General features: G+C 67.4%; 17 protein-coding genes. 6 read left to right on the top strand and 11 right to left on the bottom strand.

Features of this window, described 5'->3' with window-relative positions; all coding sequences use genetic code 11:
* Positions 1-9: 9 nt before the first annotated feature.
* Positions 10-2,142 carry a glycoside hydrolase family 3 C-terminal domain-containing protein gene (locus tag J2X01_RS07000; RefSeq protein ID WP_310052245.1) on the bottom strand — a complete coding sequence of 711 codons (2,133 nt, stop codon included), beginning with the start codon at positions 2,140-2,142 and terminating at the stop codon, positions 10-12.
* Positions 2,143-2,625: 483 nt separating this feature from the next.
* Between J2X01_RS07000 and J2X01_RS06995 the strand changes: the two genes are divergently transcribed.
* The gene (locus tag J2X01_RS06995; RefSeq protein WP_310052243.1) at positions 2,626-3,243 is read left to right on the top strand and encodes a uracil-DNA glycosylase family protein; all 618 of its coding nucleotides are present in this window, start codon (positions 2,626-2,628) and stop codon (positions 3,241-3,243) included.
* A gap of 30 nt (positions 3,244-3,273) precedes the next feature.
* Positions 3,274-4,230 (top strand): L-lactate dehydrogenase, encoded by a 957-nt coding sequence (locus tag J2X01_RS06990; protein WP_310052241.1) that lies wholly within the window; start codon positions 3,274-3,276, stop codon positions 4,228-4,230.
* Here the strand turns inward: J2X01_RS06990 and J2X01_RS06985 are convergent.
* Both J2X01_RS06985 and J2X01_RS06980 read right to left on the bottom strand, forming a co-directional pair.
* Positions 4,227-5,324 carry a cation diffusion facilitator family transporter gene (locus J2X01_RS06985; RefSeq protein ID WP_310052239.1) on the bottom strand — a complete coding sequence of 366 codons (1,098 nt, stop codon included), beginning with the start codon at positions 5,322-5,324 and terminating at the stop codon, positions 4,227-4,229. The genes J2X01_RS06990 and J2X01_RS06985 overlap by 4 nt on opposite strands.
* Positions 5,321-5,656, bottom strand: coding sequence for an ArsR/SmtB family transcription factor (locus J2X01_RS06980; protein ID WP_310052237.1), 336 nt, complete (start codon positions 5,654-5,656; stop codon positions 5,321-5,323). Before J2X01_RS06980 ends, J2X01_RS06985 begins: the two co-directional genes overlap by 4 nt.
* Before the next feature lie 191 nt (positions 5,657-5,847).
* Between J2X01_RS06980 and J2X01_RS06975 the strand changes: the two genes are divergently transcribed.
* Complete coding sequence (locus J2X01_RS06975; protein ID WP_310052235.1) at positions 5,848-7,164, top strand: ATP-binding protein; 1,317 nt, start codon at positions 5,848-5,850, stop codon at positions 7,162-7,164.
* Positions 7,165-7,179: 15 nt separating this feature from the next.
* Positions 7,180-7,797, top strand: a complete 618-nt coding sequence (locus J2X01_RS06970) for a transmembrane-type terpene cyclase (RefSeq protein ID WP_310052233.1) — start codon at positions 7,180-7,182, stop codon at positions 7,795-7,797.
* On the opposite strand, the gene J2X01_RS06965 is transcribed toward J2X01_RS06970, so the two are convergent.
* From J2X01_RS06965 to gluQRS, 3 genes are read right to left on the bottom strand one after another with little or no spacing between them, the layout of a single operon-like run.
* Positions 7,784-8,731 carry an NADP-dependent oxidoreductase gene (locus J2X01_RS06965; RefSeq protein ID WP_310052231.1) on the bottom strand — a complete coding sequence of 316 codons (948 nt, stop codon included), beginning with the start codon at positions 8,729-8,731 and terminating at the stop codon, positions 7,784-7,786. The two genes, J2X01_RS06970 and J2X01_RS06965, sit on opposite strands and share 14 nt — an antisense overlap.
* 59 nt (positions 8,732-8,790) lie before the next feature.
* Positions 8,791-9,459 carry an HD domain-containing protein gene (locus J2X01_RS06960; RefSeq protein ID WP_310052229.1) on the bottom strand — a complete coding sequence of 223 codons (669 nt, stop codon included), beginning with the start codon at positions 9,457-9,459 and terminating at the stop codon, positions 8,791-8,793.
* A 35-nt stretch (positions 9,460-9,494) separates the two neighbouring features.
* Entirely contained in the window at positions 9,495-10,376 is an 882-nt protein-coding gene (gene gluQRS, locus J2X01_RS06955) for a tRNA glutamyl-Q(34) synthetase GluQRS (protein WP_310052227.1), read from the bottom strand.
* A gap of 377 nt (positions 10,377-10,753) precedes the next feature.
* On the opposite strand from gluQRS, the gene J2X01_RS06950 reads away from it, so the two are divergent.
* Positions 10,754-11,212 (top strand): Lrp/AsnC family transcriptional regulator, encoded by a 459-nt coding sequence (locus tag J2X01_RS06950; protein WP_310052361.1) that lies wholly within the window; start codon positions 10,754-10,756, stop codon positions 11,210-11,212.
* 19 nt (positions 11,213-11,231) lie between these two features.
* Here J2X01_RS06950 and J2X01_RS06945 read toward each other — a convergent pair whose 3' ends face one another.
* Positions 11,232-11,687 (bottom strand): Lrp/AsnC family transcriptional regulator, encoded by a 456-nt coding sequence (locus J2X01_RS06945; protein ID WP_310052225.1) that lies wholly within the window; start codon positions 11,685-11,687, stop codon positions 11,232-11,234.
* 103 nt (positions 11,688-11,790) lie between these two features.
* Here J2X01_RS06945 and J2X01_RS06940 point away from each other — a divergent pair, with 103 nt between their 5' ends.
* Positions 11,791-12,441: a LysE family translocator gene (locus tag J2X01_RS06940; RefSeq protein ID WP_310052223.1), complete on the top strand. Its 651-nt coding sequence runs from the start codon at positions 11,791-11,793 to the stop codon at positions 12,439-12,441.
* A 40-nt stretch (positions 12,442-12,481) separates the two neighbouring features.
* On the opposite strand, the gene J2X01_RS06935 is transcribed toward J2X01_RS06940, so the two are convergent.
* The 4 genes from J2X01_RS06935 to J2X01_RS06920 form a co-directional block, all read right to left on the bottom strand.
* Positions 12,482-12,838, bottom strand: a complete 357-nt coding sequence (locus J2X01_RS06935; RefSeq protein WP_310052221.1) for a nuclear transport factor 2 family protein — start codon at positions 12,836-12,838, stop codon at positions 12,482-12,484.
* Between the two features lie 72 nt (positions 12,839-12,910).
* Positions 12,911-13,900, bottom strand: a complete 990-nt coding sequence (locus tag J2X01_RS06930; RefSeq protein ID WP_310052219.1) for a hypothetical protein — start codon at positions 13,898-13,900, stop codon at positions 12,911-12,913.
* A gap of 38 nt (positions 13,901-13,938) precedes the next feature.
* The gene (locus J2X01_RS06925) at positions 13,939-14,439 is read right to left on the bottom strand and encodes a DUF456 domain-containing protein (protein WP_310052217.1); all 501 of its coding nucleotides are present in this window, start codon (positions 14,437-14,439) and stop codon (positions 13,939-13,941) included.
* A 152-nt stretch (positions 14,440-14,591) separates the two neighbouring features.
* The gene (locus tag J2X01_RS06920; protein ID WP_310052215.1) at positions 14,592-15,803 is read right to left on the bottom strand and encodes an NAD(P)-dependent malic enzyme; all 1,212 of its coding nucleotides are present in this window, start codon (positions 15,801-15,803) and stop codon (positions 14,592-14,594) included.
* Between the last annotated feature and the right edge of the window lie 152 nt (positions 15,804-15,955).

The following is a 15,955-nucleotide window of genomic DNA, read 5'->3' as shown; positions in this document are numbered from 1 at the left end:
GCCGAGCGGCTACCGCCCGAACCACGCCTCGGCGAGGGACACGTCAGCCTCCAAGGTGTAGTTGCCGGCCGAGTGCCCCAGCGCCAGCCGGTAGCTGCCGCCCGGGGTATGCCATTGCCCGCGACCGGTGTCATAGGACGCCAGCAGCCGCGGATCAACGTCCAGCGAGACGGTCCGGGATCCGCCCGGTTCCAGGTTCACGCGCTCGAAGCCGAGCAGGCGCGTCCGCGTGCCCGCGGGATCCTCGAGGAGGTAGAGCTGGGGCACGTCGGCACCGCGGCGCGGTCCCGCATTAGTGACGGTGAACTCGACCCGCAGCCCGCCCCGATCGTGCACCGCCAGATCCGCATAATCGAAGCTGGTGTAGCTCAGCCCGTGTCCGAACGGGAACAGGGGTTCCTGTCCGGTCTTCGCGAACCAGCGGTAGCCGACCTCGGACCCTTCGTTGTAGTTGACGGTCGTCGGCGTTCCCCACGGCGTGCCGAGGCCGGAAAGCTCCGGCCGCGGCGTCTGGTCCAGGCCGGTCGGGAAGGTCAGCGGGAGTTTCCCAGAGGGGTTCGTGACGCCAGCGAGGATTTCGGCGATTGCCCGGCCGCCGCACTGGCCGGGGTACCAGGCCGCAACAACGGCCCTGACCTTCCGAAGCCACGGCATCGCCACGGGATTGCCCGTCTCAAGGACGACGATTGTGTTCGGGTTGGCGTCCGCGACGGCCTCAATCACGGCATCCTGACCCCACGGAAGGGACAGGTCCGGGTTGTCAAAACCCTCGCCCTCAACCCGGATGCCGAAAACCACGGCGACGTCCGAACGGCGTGCCAGCAGCGCCGCCTCGGCCGGACTCATCCCGGGGTCGTACTCGATCGCGGTGTCAGGCAGCAGCTTCTTCAGTTCCGCCAGCGGCGAGGAGGGCAGGAGGAAGAGGTTCCGCCCGGCGCCCATGATGCCCGGTCCGCCGATGGAATGGACCTCTGCGTAGCCGCCGGCCGGAACAACGGCGCTCGATCCGGCGCCGATCGGGACTCCGAGTTGGGCATGTCCCCCGATGACCGCGATCTTGAGGACCACGTCCGCGGGAGACGTCGCCTCCAGCGGCAGCACGCCGTCGTTCTTGAGCAGGACAATTCCCTGCCGCGCCGTTTCCAGCGCGATGTCCGCATGGGCGGCCAGGTCGACGTCGGGCGTTCCCTCCCAGCTGTCGACGCCGACGTCGAACATGGCGTAGAGGATGCGCTGCACCATGTCGGACAACCGATTCTTGGGGAAATCCCCCGCCGCGTAGGCCTCGCGCAGCGGGGCGGTGAAGGCCTCGTGTCCCCACATCAGCACATCGATCTGCACCCCGGATTCCTGGTCCTGGCCGCGCAGCGCGAAGTCCCAGCTCGGCGTGGCGCCCCAGTCGGACATCACCCAGCCGGGGAAGCCCCAGGCGCCTTTCAGGATGCCCTGAAGCAGCGCCTCGTTGCCGCCCGCGTAGGTGCCGTTGACCTTGTTGTAGCCGGTCATGACGGCGCCGGGCCCGGCCCGTTCGATGGCGATCTCGAACGCGAGCAGGTCGGCTTCCCGGTGCGCGGCGGGGTCGATGACGGCGTCCAGCCAGTGCCGGTTCGTTTCATTGCAATTCAGCGAAAAGTGCTTGACCGTCGAGATCACCTGCTCGCCCTGGATTCCCTTGACCGACTCCGCGCCGAGGACCCCGGTGAGCCAGGGGTCCTCGGAGAGGTACTCAAAGTTCCGGCCGTTGCGCGGGTCCCGGTGCAGGTTGACTCCGCCGGCGAGCTGAACGTTGAACCCCTTGCTCCGGGCTTCCCTGCCCACCAGCTGCCCGGATCTACGGGCGAGTTCGGGGTTGAAGCTGGCCCCAAGGGCGATCGATGCCGGGAGCGCCGTGGCCGTGTCGCCTTCCCGGTAGCCCGGGTTGGTGACGCCCAGGCTTGCATCGCTCATCAGCAACGCCGGGATCCCCAGCCGCGGGATCCCGGGGGTGTAGCCGGCGCCCATCGGGACGCCGTCCGGGATGCGTGGATCCTTGTCCGTGACGACCTCATTGGTGCCCATGACACTGATCAGCAGCGAAAAGCGCTCCTCATCCGTCAGCTGCGCTTCCACTTCACGGGCCCATTCCATCGCTTGTGAATTCACGCTCTGCCTGCTTTCGGGATCGGCCCCCGGCGGGGCGTTGGGCATGCCGCAACGGATTGGGACCTGCGGATTCTCCCCATCATGCCCTCGGATGTATGGACCAGCACATAGGACAACGCAGCGGCTCGTCCAAGAGGGGTTGCAGCGGGTCATAGCCCGGCACTCAGCGAATTCATCGGAATACGGCAGCCGCTCAAGCACGGCGGGCCTCGACAGGCATGCAAAGCCTGCAGGTACCTTCGCGATCTCGCTATGAGATGGCTCGGACATTTTCATGTCCTGAACGACCCGGCCAAACCAGATGGTCACCTGCAGGCGTTTTAAGCGTACGCCCGGCTGTCAGCCCGTGACTAGGGGTCGTATTGCCTGGCGTCCCGAGCCGGCACGGAACTCACCCCGACCCACAAAAAACGCCCCAGCGCTCAAAAGCGTAGAGTGGAACAAGACGCCTGTTTCTGGACGCCGAGCGCTGAGGGAGAAATCGTGACGATTGACTGGGACGAAAAGAAGACCCTGCTGCAGGAACCGAACATCGCCGCCGTAACGCAGCTTTGCGACGAACTGATGGAAAAGAAACCGGGGTCGGTCGTCCCCTACATCGATCCCGTCCATGACGAGGACGAGTGCCGGATCGTCAGCCTCCATATCGCCCCGGGAAAGGGCACCGAATCGGGCTTCGTCTCCCACTTCAACGATGACGAGGCCGCCCGCCGCGCCACCTCCATCTACGAGGCCGTCGAGCTCGACCCCCGCTATGTCATGCCGTGGAACGCCTACCCTTGGGTCCGCGATCCCGAACTGCCTTCGGCGCTGAACGTCCAGGAGAAGACGGACGGCCTGCGGCCCTTCCGCCAGTTCCTCAAGATCAACAGGCGCGTTTCCGCCGTCATCGCCCACGGCGCCGACGCCCACGCCTTCCTGACACTCTTCGAGAAGACCTACCACTCATCGCTGAAGAACCGCGGAGTCAAGATCTACAAGGCCACGGCGTTGGGCGGCCGCGCCTTCGCCGTCTCGGCTGTCAAGCAGGAGGAACTCCTGAACAAGAACGTCGAGGTCTACCGCGACGCCATGCAACGGGCTGGTATCCAGCACCTCTAAGAAAGCAGCCTGCGCGGGAAGATGAAGGCCATGTCGACGAGTCCCGGTTCAAAACTCGCAGTTGTCGGCGCCGGCAGCGTGGGCACCTCCCTGGCCTACGCCGCCCTGATCCGCGGCTCGGCCAGCAACGTCGCCCTCTTCGACGTCAATGCAACGAAGGCAGAAGCCGAAGTGCTGGACCTGGCCCACGGCACCCAGTTCGCCGCAGCTGCAGCGACCGTCACCGGCGGCGGGGACATCGCCGCGACGGAAGGGTCCGACGTCGTCGTCATCACCGCCGGCGCCAAACAGGCGCCGGGCCAGACCCGGCTTGACCTGGCTGGCACCAACGTCCGCATCCTCGACCAGCTCATGCCGCAGCTCCTCACGCACTCCCCGGACGCCGTCTACGTCCTGGTGACCAACCCCTGCGACGTGCTGACCGTCGCGGCGCAGAAAATCTCCGGCCTGCCGTCCTCGCGCATCTTCTCCTCCGGCACGGTGCTCGATACGTCCCGGTTGCGCTGGCTGCTGGCGCGGAAGGCCGGCGTCTCCCTCACCAGCGTGCACGCCAGCATGGTGGGCGAGCACGGCGACACCGAGTTCCCCGTCTGGTCCGGCGCCACGATCGGCCCGGTCCCGATCCGCAACTGGACGGTCGACGGCGACCGGGTCTTCACCTCCGACTACCTCGCCGAAACCGCGCGGGAAGTGACACAGGCCGCCTACAAGGTGATCGCCGGGAAAGGCGCGACGAACTACGCGATCGGGCTTTCGGGTGCACGCATCGTGGAGGCCCTGCTCCGCGCGGAAAACGCCGTCCTTCCCGTCTCCACCGTGTTGGACGGCCAGTACGGAATCACCGGGGTGGCGCTGTCGCTGCCCAGCGTCGTGGGGCACGGCGGGGTCCGCGCGGTCCTGGATACGCCCATGGACGACGGCGAACTCGCCTCGCTGCATCATTCGGCGGAAGCGCTGCAGCAGAGTCTCGCGACGCTGGGGATTTAGGCGGTCTGCGGCGACTCTGCCGCGCCGAAGTCGGGCACAGTCGTCACCGACCCGACGTGCGGGAGGACCCGCCGGACCCCGCGTTCCAGATTGGCCGTCACCGAGGCGAGCTCAACCAGGTGCGCGTCCGTCGGGATCGGCACCGTGATCTCGACGTGCAGCCGGTGGCCGGACCAGCGCAGCCGGGCGGTGCCGCCGGAACGGGAGTGTTCCGCGACGACGGCCTCGACCCGTTGGGTCAGCCCAGGGTCGACACCGTCCATCAGCCGACGTCCGACGTCGCGCACGGTGCCCCACAGGAGGACAATGATGGCGGCGGAAATCAGCAGGCCTACAATCGGGTCCGCGAGCGGGAAACCGAGCCAGATGCCGATGACGCCGGCGACGACCGCCAGCGAGGTGAAGCCGTCCGTCCGGGCATGGACACCGTCGGCCACCAGGGCCGCGGAACCGATCCGCCGGCCGACCCGGATCCGGTAGATCGCGACGAGTTCGTTGCCGGCGAAGCCCACCAGCCCGGCGGCGAGCACCCAGCCGAGGTTGTGTACGGGCTGGGGCTCGAAGAAGCGGCGGATCGATTCGACCGCGGCCACCACGGCGGAGAGGGCGATCATCGCCACGATGAACAGCCCGGCGAGATCCTCGGCCCGGCCGAAACCGTAGGTGTACGTCCGGGTGGCCCTGCGGCGGCCCAGCAGGAACGCGATCCAGAGCGGGACCGCGGTCAGCGCGTCGGAGAAGTTGTGCACGGTGTCGGCCAGCAGCGCCACGGAGCCGCTGATCAGCACGATCACCAACTGGAAGAGTGAGGTGACGCCGAGGCCGAGCAGGGAGACCTTGACCGCACGGATGCCCTGGAAGCTGGATTCGAGCGCCTCATCGGTCGAGTCCGCGGCGTCGTGTGAGTGCGGGACGAAGACCGACTGAAGCCAGCCCTTCAGGCCGGTGGCGTGCGTGTGGGGGTGAGGGTGGCCGTCCGGGCCATGGCCATGGCCATGGTCATGGTCATCCGCATGGACCCGGCCGTCGTCGTGGTTGTGCTCCTGGCGTTCGCCGTGGCTGTGTTCGTCCACGGCATCCGACGGGCGGTTCATGCGCCGTGCCGCGGGGCAGTGCCGAGCGCGTGCTCGGCCTGGTGGATGGCATCCATTACCAGTTGGCGGGCGTGGTCATTCTGCAGCCGGTAGAAGACTTTGGTGCCTTCCTGCCGCGTGGCGACCATGCCACCCAGCCGCATCTTGGCCAGATGCTGCGAGACGGTTGAAGCCGGTTTCCCCACGCGCTCAGCCAGGGCGTTGACCGGCAACTCCCCCTCCCCCAAGGCAAGGATCAACCGGACACGCGTGGAGTCGGCCAGCATGGAAAACACCTCGACGGCGAGTTCAACATGAGGACTGTCGACCTCAACCTGCATATCTGCATTCATACGCAGATACTGCCATAGTTGTCCCGCACCGGCCAATAGCCTCGCTACCGAACTCTCACCTCGAAGCGGTCCTGACCGGCAGTGGCGACGCCGTAACGCAACGTCCCCGCAACCTCTCCCGGAGGCGGTTCGCATATGCTCAACGGACAGAATCACACTGGCTCAGCGACGAACCACCCGGGAGACACCTCATGACCAACTGGCGAATCAGGGATTTCCATTCCGCCGATCTCGACGGCATCCTGCACCTCTGGGAGTCCCTCAAGGCCACCAACGTCGAGCCGGTCTACGCGCTCTCCGAGGTGCTGGCCTCCTGCGAAAAGGACCACGCCGTCGTCGCGGTGCAGGGCGATCAGGTCGTGGGCGCCGCGGTCGGCCGCGCCGCCCACGACCAGGGCTGGATCGTTTTCCTGGCCACCCTCCCCGAGTTCCGCGGCCGCGGGATCGGCACGTCGCTGCTGGCCGCCGTCGAGAACCGGATGGCCCCGCACGGGCTGAACAAGCTCTCCGCGCTCATGCCGGAATCCGAGACCCGGGTGGAGGCGTTCCTGGGCCGCGGTTTTGTGCTGAAAAAGAACCTGCGCTATTTCGAGCGGAAGATCCCGGTGCAGCGCCAGGAACTCGAACCCCTCAGCCAGCTCGGCGGCCGGATCCTGGCCCGGGACCTCTGGGAAAACGTCGCGGGCATGCGGAACGAGAAGGAGCTGCTGGAACGCCGTCTCGTCCTTCCGCTGGCCGAGGCCGACCTCGCCGACGAGTACGGGGTGGTGCCGCCGCGCGCCGTCGTTCTCTTCGGCCCTCCCGGCACCGGCAAGACCACGTTCGCGAAGGCCATCGCCTCCCGCCTCGAGTGGCCTTTCGTGGAGGTCTTTCCTTCCCGTCTCGCCTCCGACCCCAAGGGCCTTGCCGGTGCGCTGCGCGAGACGTTCCTGGAGATCGCCGAGCTGGAGCACGCTGTTGTCTTCATCGACGAGGTGGAGGAGATCGCCTCCCAGCGGTCCGGTGAGCCGCCGTCGCCCCTGCAGGGCGTCACCAACGAGCTCCTCAAGATCATCCCGGCCTTCCGCGAGCAGCCCGGCCGGCTGCTGGTGTGCGCCACCAACTTCATCCGCGCCCTGGACACCGCGTTCCTGCGCCACGGACGCTTCGACTACGTCATCCCGATCGGCCTGCCCGACCGACAGGCCCGCGAGGCCATGTGGCAGCGCTTCATTCCCGCCACGGTAGTGGACGACGTGGACGTGGAGCTGCTGGTGGAACGGACTGAGGGCTTCTCCCCCGCCGACATCGAATACGCTGCCCGGAGCGCCTCCCAGCGGGCGCTGGAGAAGGCAGTGTACGACGACGGCGGGCTGGCTTCCAGCGGCAGCGCCTCCCTCCGCGACGCGGTCCGAAAAGGCCCCGCGACGCAGGACTACCTCGACGCGATCGCGGACACCCGGACCACGGTCAGCGAGGAGGTCCACCAGCAGTTCCTCGAGGACATCGACGCCCTTGGCCGCGTCTAGGCGCAGGGCACCGTCTTGTTCCTGACGATCGTGAGCGGCGTTGCCTGGACCGTGGTCTACGCTGATGCCATCCGGATCGGATTCAGGGACAGAAGCTACGCGGTCCCCGCCGCCGCGCTCGGGCTGAACTTCGCCTGGGAGACCGTCTACGCCGCGCGCTCCGTCGCGACCGGAATGTCCACCCAAGGGATCTTCAACATTGTGTGGGGACTCGCCGACGTCGTGATTGTGTACACCTTCCTCAAGTATGGCCGCTCCGAACTGCCGTCCTGGGCGACGCAGAAGCTCTTCATCGGCTGGGCAATCCTGCTGGGCGTCACGTCCTTCGCGCTTCAGCTGCTGTTCATCCTCGAGTTCGGCTGGGAGGATGCCCCGCGCTACGCGGCTTTCCTGCAGAACCTGCTGATGTCCGGGCTGTTCATCGCCATGTTTGTTGCCCGCCGGGGATCCCGCGGCCAGAGCCTGCTGATCGCCGTGGCGAAGTGGATCGGGACCCTGGCTCCCACCATCGTGTTCGGCTGGTACGGTGGCTCGCCGCTTGTCCTGGGCGTCGGAATCCTCTGCAGTGCCTTCGACCTCGCCTACATCGGTCTGCTGTGGCGGGCACGGTCCCCGGTTGCTAGGGGAACGTGACCACGATTTTGCCTTTAGCGTGGCCCTGCTCCAGTGCGGCGAAGGCCTCGGCAATCATCGCAAACGAGTAGGTGCTGTCCACGACCGGCTGCAACCGGCCGCCGTCGACGAGGGCAGCCAGGACCCGCAGGTCATCGCCGCTGGGGTGCATGAACAGGTACCGGTAGCTGGCTTGAGCCTTGCGGGCGCGCCGGCGGATGGCGAAGCTCATCAGGCCGAACGCGGCCGTGATCCACGGCGGCGCACCCAGGTCCTCCTGCGCAGTACGCGGTTCCGGAACACCTGCGATGGAGACCACGCGACCTCCGGGCCTGAGGATGCTGAAGGAATCCTTCAGCATCGCGCCCCCGACCAGATCCAGGACAGCGTCGAAGTTCCGCAAGACCACCGAGAAGTCCTCCTGCGTGTAGTCGATCACGCAATCGGCGCCGAGCCGTTGCACCAAGGCCGCACCGCGGGGCGATGCGGTTGTGGTGACCTCGGCGCCAAAATCTTTGGCCAGCTGGACCGCCAGCGTTCCCACGCCTCCCGCACCGCCGGAGATGAACAGCCGGGTGCCCGGTCCGACGGCGAGTTCATCGCGCAGGGCCTGCAGCGCGGTCAGCCCGGCCAGCGGCAGTCCTGCGGCTGCTGCGAAATCGAGCGATGCCGGCATATGGGCCACCAGCTCCTGCTGCACGCATGCCAGTTCGGCGAAGGCGCCCAGCCTGCGCTTGTCCACCCGCGTGTAGACCCGGTCCCCCACGGCGAAGCGGCTCGGCCCGGGCCCGACCGCGTCGACTGTTCCGGCGAGTTCGCAGCCGGCGACGATCGGCAGCCGGAGCCGGCTGATGGGCCGCAGGTCACCGTCGCGGATCCTGCAGTCCACCGGGTTCAGGCCTGCCGAGCCAACCCTGATCCGGACGTCGCCGTGCCTGGGCTGGGGGTCGGGCATATTCCGGAGCTCCATGGCATCGGCCCCGCCGTAACGGGTGAGCACGAAGGCCCGCACGGTCAGTCCCCGCGGGCGTCGGTCCCGGCCGCGGGGATCCCGTCGGGCTCGACCAGCGGTTCCGCGTTTGCCGGCGGGGCCGCCGGTGCGTCCTCGTAGGAGAGGTTCTCGTAGTCGGTATCGTCCGCCTCGTCCAACAGATCATCGAGTTCCTCAAGCAGCCACGGGTTGATCCGGGCCAGGATTTTCCGGGTTTCCTCGACCGGCACGGCGGCGTAGAGCACCGGGCGCGCCTCGTCGTAGCGGGTGACCGGCGGCTTGTCCGGCCACTTTTCGGCCAGCGCCTTGACTCGCTCCGGCAGGGAATTGTGCGCGTTGTCGGCGATCTTCACCAGGGTGGCGTCGTGGTCCTCGGCGATGTAGCGGATGCCGGCCTGGTAGTCGTCCGGGTTCTCGTGCAGGCGTTTCGTGACCCGCTCGATGATGTCCGCTGCCCGCTCCGAGACTCCCATGTCCAGCAGCGCCTGCCGGGTCATCGGAGTATCCTCCGCGATGTCGTGCAGGTACCCGGCAATCCGGATGTCATCGTCGAAGTCCGCCAGGGCGTCCCCGACGGCGAGCACGTGCTCGCGGTAGGGCTTCTTGAGCTTGTCCTTCTGGCGGTTGTGGGCCACTTCGGCAAGGACCCTGGCGGTCTCGACGGTGAATCGGGGAAGTGCTGGTTCTGACATGGTTCCAGCCTACGCGTCCGGCACATCCCCTGCGGCTAAGCGCCCGGCCACACCCAGGGCTCCCGCGGCAGCATCGCCGGCCGGAATGCCGCGAGGGCGTGCCCCAGCGGCCCGGACGGCAGCCCGAGGGAGGCCAGCAAAGTGTCCCGCACTTCCTCGGCCGGCCTACCGGCCTGGGCGAGGTCCGTCAGGGTGACGGCACCGTCCCGCTTGGCCAGTCGGGCGCCGTCGGCATTCACAACGAGCGGAACGTGCGCATATTCCGGAACAGGCATATTTAGCAGTCCGGACAGATAGGCTTGGCGCGGTGTGGAGGGCAGCAGATCATCACCTCGGACCACCTGGTCTATCCCCTGGGCCGCGTCATCGACCACCACCGCCAGGTTGTAGGCAGTCACCCCATCATTGCGCCGGAGCACAAAGTCATCCACCACCCCGGCGTAGCTGCCGTGCAACACATCGTGCACGGTCGCTTCCGTGACGTCGGCACGGAGCCGGATGGCGGCAGGCCGGTCGGCACCTTTGGCGTTGCGCTCGGCCGCGGAGAGGTTTCGGCAGGTTCCCGGGTAGGCACCCTGCGGGGCGTGCGGGGCTGACGGGGCTTCCTGGATTTCGCGGCGGGTGCAGAAGCAAGGGTAGGTCCGGCCGGCGGCTTCCAGCCGGGCGATCGTCTCCGCGTAGAGCGGCCCGCGGTCCGTCTGGCGCACGACGCCGCCGTCCCAGCTCACGCCGATCGCCGCCAGATCCCGCAGCTGCTGCGCCTCGGCGCCGGCCCGGGCCCGGTCCAGGTCCTCCACCCGCATGAGGAACCGCCGGCCGGTAGAGCGGGCGAAGAGCCAGGCGAGGATGGCCGTCCGGAGGTTGCCCACATGCAGCTCACCGGAGGGGCTGGGGGCGAAGCGGCCGGCAGACGTCATGGCACCAGCCTATGCGGACAAACACAAGAGCCCCTCAGCTACCGATGACTTCGGAAAATCCGACGTCGGTGGCTCAGGGGCTCTTGCCGTGCCGGACCCGGGCGTTGCTCCGGGCCGTGGCACTGCGAACTGCGGCGTTGTGCGGAATGACGATGGTGTGAACAAGAGTCAATCAGCGGGCGGGCGCCTTGCGGGAAACCTCATCCAAGGTCCGGGTGGTGTGCCGGGGTGCTTGTAGCCTCGGGGATTCCGGCGGTGGCCTGCATCCCTTTGTTGTCACTATTTCAACAGAAGTCCTACAGTTGGTGCAACAACCCCGGCCTGAACTGGTCAAACTGATCAAGCCCGAGCGCAGCTACCTACAGGAAGTGGTCACTTTGCAGGAACTCGACGCCACGGACCGGCGAATCCTACTCGCCCTCGATGAGGATCCCCGCCTGCCGATCATGGTGCTGGCCCAGAAATTGGCCCTGGCGCGCGGCACCGTGCAGTCGCGCCTGGAGCGGATGACGGCGTCTGGCGCGCTGCGCCCCAACAGCAGCAGGGTGCTCCCCTCGGCGCTGGGCCGGGGCGTGGCGGCGTCGGTCAGTGCGGAACTGGATCAAAGCCATCTGAATGAGGCGATTGCCGCGCTGCGGAACATTCCCGAGGTGCTCGAATGCCACGCCCCGGCCGGCGAGACCGACCTGCTCATCCGGGTGGTGGCGAAGAGCCCGGATGACCTGTACCGCGTCTCCGAGGAAATCCGGCTCTGCCCGGGAATTGTGCGGACCTCCACGAGCATGTTCCTCCGAGAGGTCATCCCTTACCGGACGACGGGGCTGCTGGGCGCCTGAGGCCTATCAGGATCTGGACCTAAACGGGCGGTCCGGTGTTGGTTTTCAGGTTCTTCATCACCAGGGTTGACTTAAGCCGTTCAACGCCCGGCAGCGAGGTCAGTTCAGCATCGTAGAAGCGCTGGTACGCGGGGAGGTCCTCGGCAATGACCTTCAGCAGGTAGTCGGGGGACCCGAACAGCCGCTGGGCCTCCACGATGTTCGGGTTGTCAGCGACGCGGTTCTCGAAGATCTCCATCGTCGCCCGGTCTATCTGCCGCAGCGTCACAAAGACAATCGCCTCAAAGCCAAGCCCCACGGCAGCCGGATCGATGTCCGCCCGATAGCCGCGGATGACACCGGATGCCTCGAGGTCACGGAGCCGCCGGTGGCAGGGCGCCACGGTCAGCCCCACCTTGGCGGCGAGCGCCGTGGCCGTCATCCGGCCATCCTCTTTAAGGTAGCGCAAAATACTTCTGTCCAAGTGGTCAATCACGCAATAATCTTACCTTCCACGGCCATTTCTCCGCGAAAAGAGGGAACACTTCTGGCAGCAATTTTCCTAGACTTTTCCTATACGCACGCCTTAGGAGACCACGATGAACCCCCAGCTATTTCTCGCCTTTCTGGTGGTCGCCGGCGCCCTTGCCTGCACTCCGGGGGTGGACTGGGCATATTCCATCACCGCGGGCTTGAAACAACGCAGCTTCGTCCCCGCCGTCGCAGGGCTCTGCGGCGGCTACGTGCTGCACACCCTGCTCCTGGTCGCGGGCCTGGCGGCCCTGCTTACCGGGATTCCGGGCGTGCTGGGCTGGCTGACGGTGGCCGGCGCGGCTTACCTGCTCTGGCTCGGGCTATCCACAATCCGTTCCTGGCGCGGCGCGAGTTTCGCCAGCACGCAAGGGCGGGCGCCAACGAACCAGTTCCGGACGTTCATGCAGGGCATGGGAACCAGCGGCATCAACCCGAAGGGCCTGCTGTTCTACGTGGCCCTCGTGCCGCAGTTTGTCAGCCCGGAGGCGTCGCTGCCGGTGCCGGTACAGTCCGGCCTTTTGGGCCTGACGTTTGTTCTGCTGGTCGCGGTGGTCTACAGCTGCGTTGCCTTGCTGGCACGCAGGCTGCTCTCCTCCCGGCCCGGCGCGGCGCGCAGGGTCACGCTCACCAGCGGCATCATCATGGTGGCGCTGGGCGCCGTGCTGCTGTCAGAGCAGCTTATGCCTGTCCTGAGCCAGGCCCTGTCGCGAGGCTGAGGTTTGAGCGGCGGTGTCGCTGCCTGGCCGGGGCTCCCGGTCACTTGCGCGGCATGTACCACTCGGTGAACGCTGTGGCACGGCCGTCGCCCGTCAGCTGGATAATCCAGAGGTTGTCGTAGCTGCGGCTGTCGCCGCGGTAGTCGGTGCGGCCCTGCACGAAGGCCCTCCCGCCGTCGACCCCCAGAAGTGTCCATTCGAAAGTCCAGTCCCCCGGCTTATCACGCCCGGCGATCCAGCGCTCGACAATCTCCTCGCGCCCGGTCCACGGCTCGGGATCGTCCGGGCGGGTGGCGTACACGGCGTCTTCTGTGAACAGCGCCCTGATATCTTCCGGTTCGTTCGACGTCCAGGCTGTGATGTAGTGCTGCATCCAGCGAGCTGCGGCATCCCTCATGCCTCGTTTGTACTCCCTGCTTCCGTGAGCCCGCAAGGGTCACGGAACCTGGACAAAAGACTTTGAGGTGGTTCAGTCGCCGTCGGCGCGGCCGTATTCGCGGTCCCAGATCTCATGCAGCTCGGCGTCCTTGCGGATGGCCCTGACCGTCTCGAGTTCGGCGCGCTGGCGGTGCTGCCAGTCCCGCCGGTTTAGCGCCTTCCGCCCGTTGTCCAGCAGCAGCAGGGCCCGGTCCGTCAGGGCATCGCTGCGGAGCGTGAAGTCGGTCTTGCGTCGGCGCAGGACCTCCTGCAGGGCGGCCCGGGCAGCCGCAGTGTCGCCGAGCTTGCGCAGCGATCGTGCCCGTACCAGAAGGAGCGCAGCCGAGAGGTCGTCCGCGTTGAGCAGCCCTTCCGTGTCAGCGACGACGTCCTCGTGCCGCCCCAGCGTGGAGGCCAACGAGCAGCGCGCCAGCGCCATCGGCAACGACGGCGGTAGTCCGGTCAGCGCCGCGAGCGCAGCTTCCCCCTGGCCGGTCTCGCGCAGCGAGTGGGACAGCGCCAGGAACACGCCCTCCTCGCTGAAGAGGACCGGAACCTCGACCCGTTCGGCCACGGACACCCGGGTGACGACGCGCGTGAGGTACGCGGAGGCATACAGGTTCGCGTCGTCGTCGTTCCTGATCTGCATCCCGCGCTGGAGCAGTTCAGAAGCGCGCAGGTGGCCTCCGTGGGCGTAGCTCAGCAACCCGGCCACCAGGTAACACAGCCCGGACCAGCCGGGGTAGGCGTGCGCCAGGGCGATCAGCCGGTCCGGGTCGGAGCTGCCGAAGATGGCGGCGTGCACTGCCTTCGCGGCCTTGCCGGGCATCCTGCCGCCCACCTTGCCGAGCCGGGGAGGGCCGCCCTCCACCGGCAGGGTGCCGCGGGTCCGCCCCGCCAGGACTCCGGCCACCGCACCGCTCACGCCGTCAGCGAGGCCTCGGACCGGCGTCCGGATGACGGGCGCACGGAACGGCGTGAGATCGCGGTGGTCCCGATACACCACCGGGCGGGGTGTGGAGTCTGCTGGTCCGGCGCTCATGCCTCCATGCTAGTTGGCCGCAGGAGGCCTGGGGCAGACTAGGCCGCTGCCGAAATCCACAGGCCGATCACCCAGGTGCTGCCGGCGAGGCACGCGAGTCCGAACTCCACGATCATTCCCAGCCCGGTGGCCTTCAGCGCGGCCCAACTCGACGCCACGGCGCTACCGAAGACGCGGGTGCGGTGCAGTTCGCTCAGCAGCAGGCCGGCGGCGAAGCCAATGAAGAGGCCCACCACCGGGATGATGAACATTCCCACGACACCGAAGACCAGTCCGGCCATCACCGAGCGGCCCGGAATGCTGTGCTGTTTGAGTTTACGGCCGGTCAGGACCGCGCTGGCGGCCATCCCCGCCAGGACAAAGGCCAGGCCGACCCCGAACACCACCCAGCCGGTTGTTCCGGCCCCACCCCAAATCGCCCACGCCAGCAGGCCCAGGCCGATCAGGATGCTGCCGGGAACCACCGGGATGACGGTACCGGCCACACCCACCAGGATGGCGAGGCCGCACAGGATCGTCACAACTGTCTCGGCGTTCATAGCCCCAGTCTATGGCGCCGCTATGGCGCCCCGGCCGCTGGTTCCGGGCGCTCCACCGGGGGCACCGGCCGCAGGAGCACCGGCCCACGGGAAAACGACGACGGCGGCGCCTCCCCAGGGAGGCACCGCCGTCGTCGTCTGTTCTGTTGTGGTTACTCGGCTTCAACCGCCGCGGCAACAGCGGCAGCAACTGCCGGTGCCACGCGCGGGTCCAGCGGGCTCGGGACGATGTAATCGGCGGAGAGGTCATCTTCGGCCAGTGCCGCGATGGCACGTGCCGCAGCCAGCTTCATGGCCGGAGTGATCCGGCGGGCGCCTGCGTCGAGGGCACCGCGGAAAATGCCGGGGAACGCGAGGACGTTGTTGATCTGGTTCGGGAAGTCGCTGCGGCCGGTGGCCACGACGGCCGCGTACTGGCGTGCGACCTCCGGCAGGACCTCGGGGTCCGGGTTGGACAGTGCGAATACGATCGAGTCCTGGCTCATCAGCTTGAGGTGATCCTCGGCAAGCTTGGAGGAGGAAACGCCAATGAACACGTCGGCGTCCAGCAGGGCTTCGGCGGGTCCGCCGGAGACGCCGCGCAGGTTTCCGCTCCGGGCCAGCTGGGCCTTCTTGCTGGCAGGATCGGCGGCGATGTCCGCACGTTCGCTGTGGATGACACCGCGGGAGTCCAGCAGCACAACGTCGGTGATACCGGCGGCGAGCAGCATCTGCGCGACGGCGATCCCGGCGGCGCCGGCGCCGGAGACGACGACGCGGAGCTTCTCGAGTTCGCGTCCGGTCACCTTGGCCGCGCCGGTCAGGGCTGCCAGGACGACAACTGCGGTGCCGTGCTGATCATCGTGCATCACGGGGCAGTCGAGGGCCTCGATGAGCTTGTCCTCGAGTTCGAAGCAGCGCGGCGCCGAGACGTCCTCGAGGTTGACGGCGCCGAAGCTCGGCCGCAGGCGGACGAGCGTCTCCACGATCTCGTCGACGTCGGTGGTGTTGAGCACCAACGGGATGGAGTCGAGCTCGCCGAAAGCCTTGAACAGGGCTGACTTGCCTTCCATCACGGGCAGCGAGGCGCTGGCGCCGATGTCGCCGAGGCCGAGGACGGCGGTGCCGTCGCTGACCACGACGACGAGTCGCTGCGCCCAAGTGAGAGTCTTGGCGAGTTCCGGGTCAGCGGCGATGGCGCGGCTGACCTGGGCAACGCCGGGCGTGTAGGCGATGGAAAGGTCGCGCTTGCTGGCGAGCGGCACGGTGCTGGAAATAGACAGCTTGCCGCCCTGGTGGGCTGCGAAAATTTCCTCGTCGCTGAGCACGGCTACGGGCTCTGCGGGGGACGTCGCGTCGTTGGGGTTGATCGTTTCAATGGACACTTCGTGTCTCCTGGGGCTCACCGTGGGCGTACGGCACATGGAAGCTCAAGCACAGGGATGCTCAAGATGGTCTGGGGAACGTCGGCAGCGACCCGAGGTTGGTGGGCTGCAGTGAAGCTCCGGGTGTAGCGGGCGGCTGGGGCCGCCCCGGT

Source organism: Arthrobacter ginsengisoli (assembly GCF_031456935.1).
Lineage (GTDB): Bacteria > Actinomycetota > Actinomycetes > Actinomycetales > Micrococcaceae > Arthrobacter > Arthrobacter ginsengisoli.
Note: the sequence above shows the minus strand (reverse complement) of the source record. Positions and strands in the feature narration are given on the sequence as shown.

Excerpts from the sequence above, each read along its gene's own strand:
- J2X01_RS06990 (WP_310052241.1), top strand. The coding sequence starts at position 3,274 with ATGTCGACGAGTCCCGGTTCAAAACTCGCAGTTGTCGGCGCCGGCAGC.
- J2X01_RS06985 (WP_310052239.1), bottom strand. The coding sequence starts at position 5,324 with ATGAACCGCCCGTCGGATGCCGTGGACGAACACAGCCACGGCGAACGC.
- J2X01_RS06980 (WP_310052237.1), bottom strand. The coding sequence starts at position 5,656 with ATGAATGCAGATATGCAGGTTGAGGTCGACAGTCCTCATGTTGAACTC.
- J2X01_RS06975 (WP_310052235.1), top strand. The coding sequence starts at position 5,848 with ATGACCAACTGGCGAATCAGGGATTTCCATTCCGCCGATCTCGACGGC.
- J2X01_RS06965 (WP_310052231.1), bottom strand. The coding sequence starts at position 8,731 with ATGCCCGACCCCCAGCCCAGGCACGGCGACGTCCGGATCAGGGTTGGC.
- J2X01_RS06960 (WP_310052229.1), bottom strand. The coding sequence starts at position 9,459 with ATGTCAGAACCAGCACTTCCCCGATTCACCGTCGAGACCGCCAGGGTC.
- gluQRS (WP_310052227.1), bottom strand. The coding sequence starts at position 10,376 with ATGACGTCTGCCGGCCGCTTCGCCCCCAGCCCCTCCGGTGAGCTGCAT.
- J2X01_RS06940 (WP_310052223.1), top strand. The coding sequence starts at position 11,791 with ATGAACCCCCAGCTATTTCTCGCCTTTCTGGTGGTCGCCGGCGCCCTT.
- J2X01_RS06935 (WP_310052221.1), bottom strand. The coding sequence starts at position 12,838 with ATGAGGGATGCCGCAGCTCGCTGGATGCAGCACTACATCACAGCCTGG.
- J2X01_RS06930 (WP_310052219.1), bottom strand. The coding sequence starts at position 13,900 with ATGAGCGCCGGACCAGCAGACTCCACACCCCGCCCGGTGGTGTATCGG.
- J2X01_RS06925 (WP_310052217.1), bottom strand. The coding sequence starts at position 14,439 with ATGAACGCCGAGACAGTTGTGACGATCCTGTGCGGCCTCGCCATCCTG.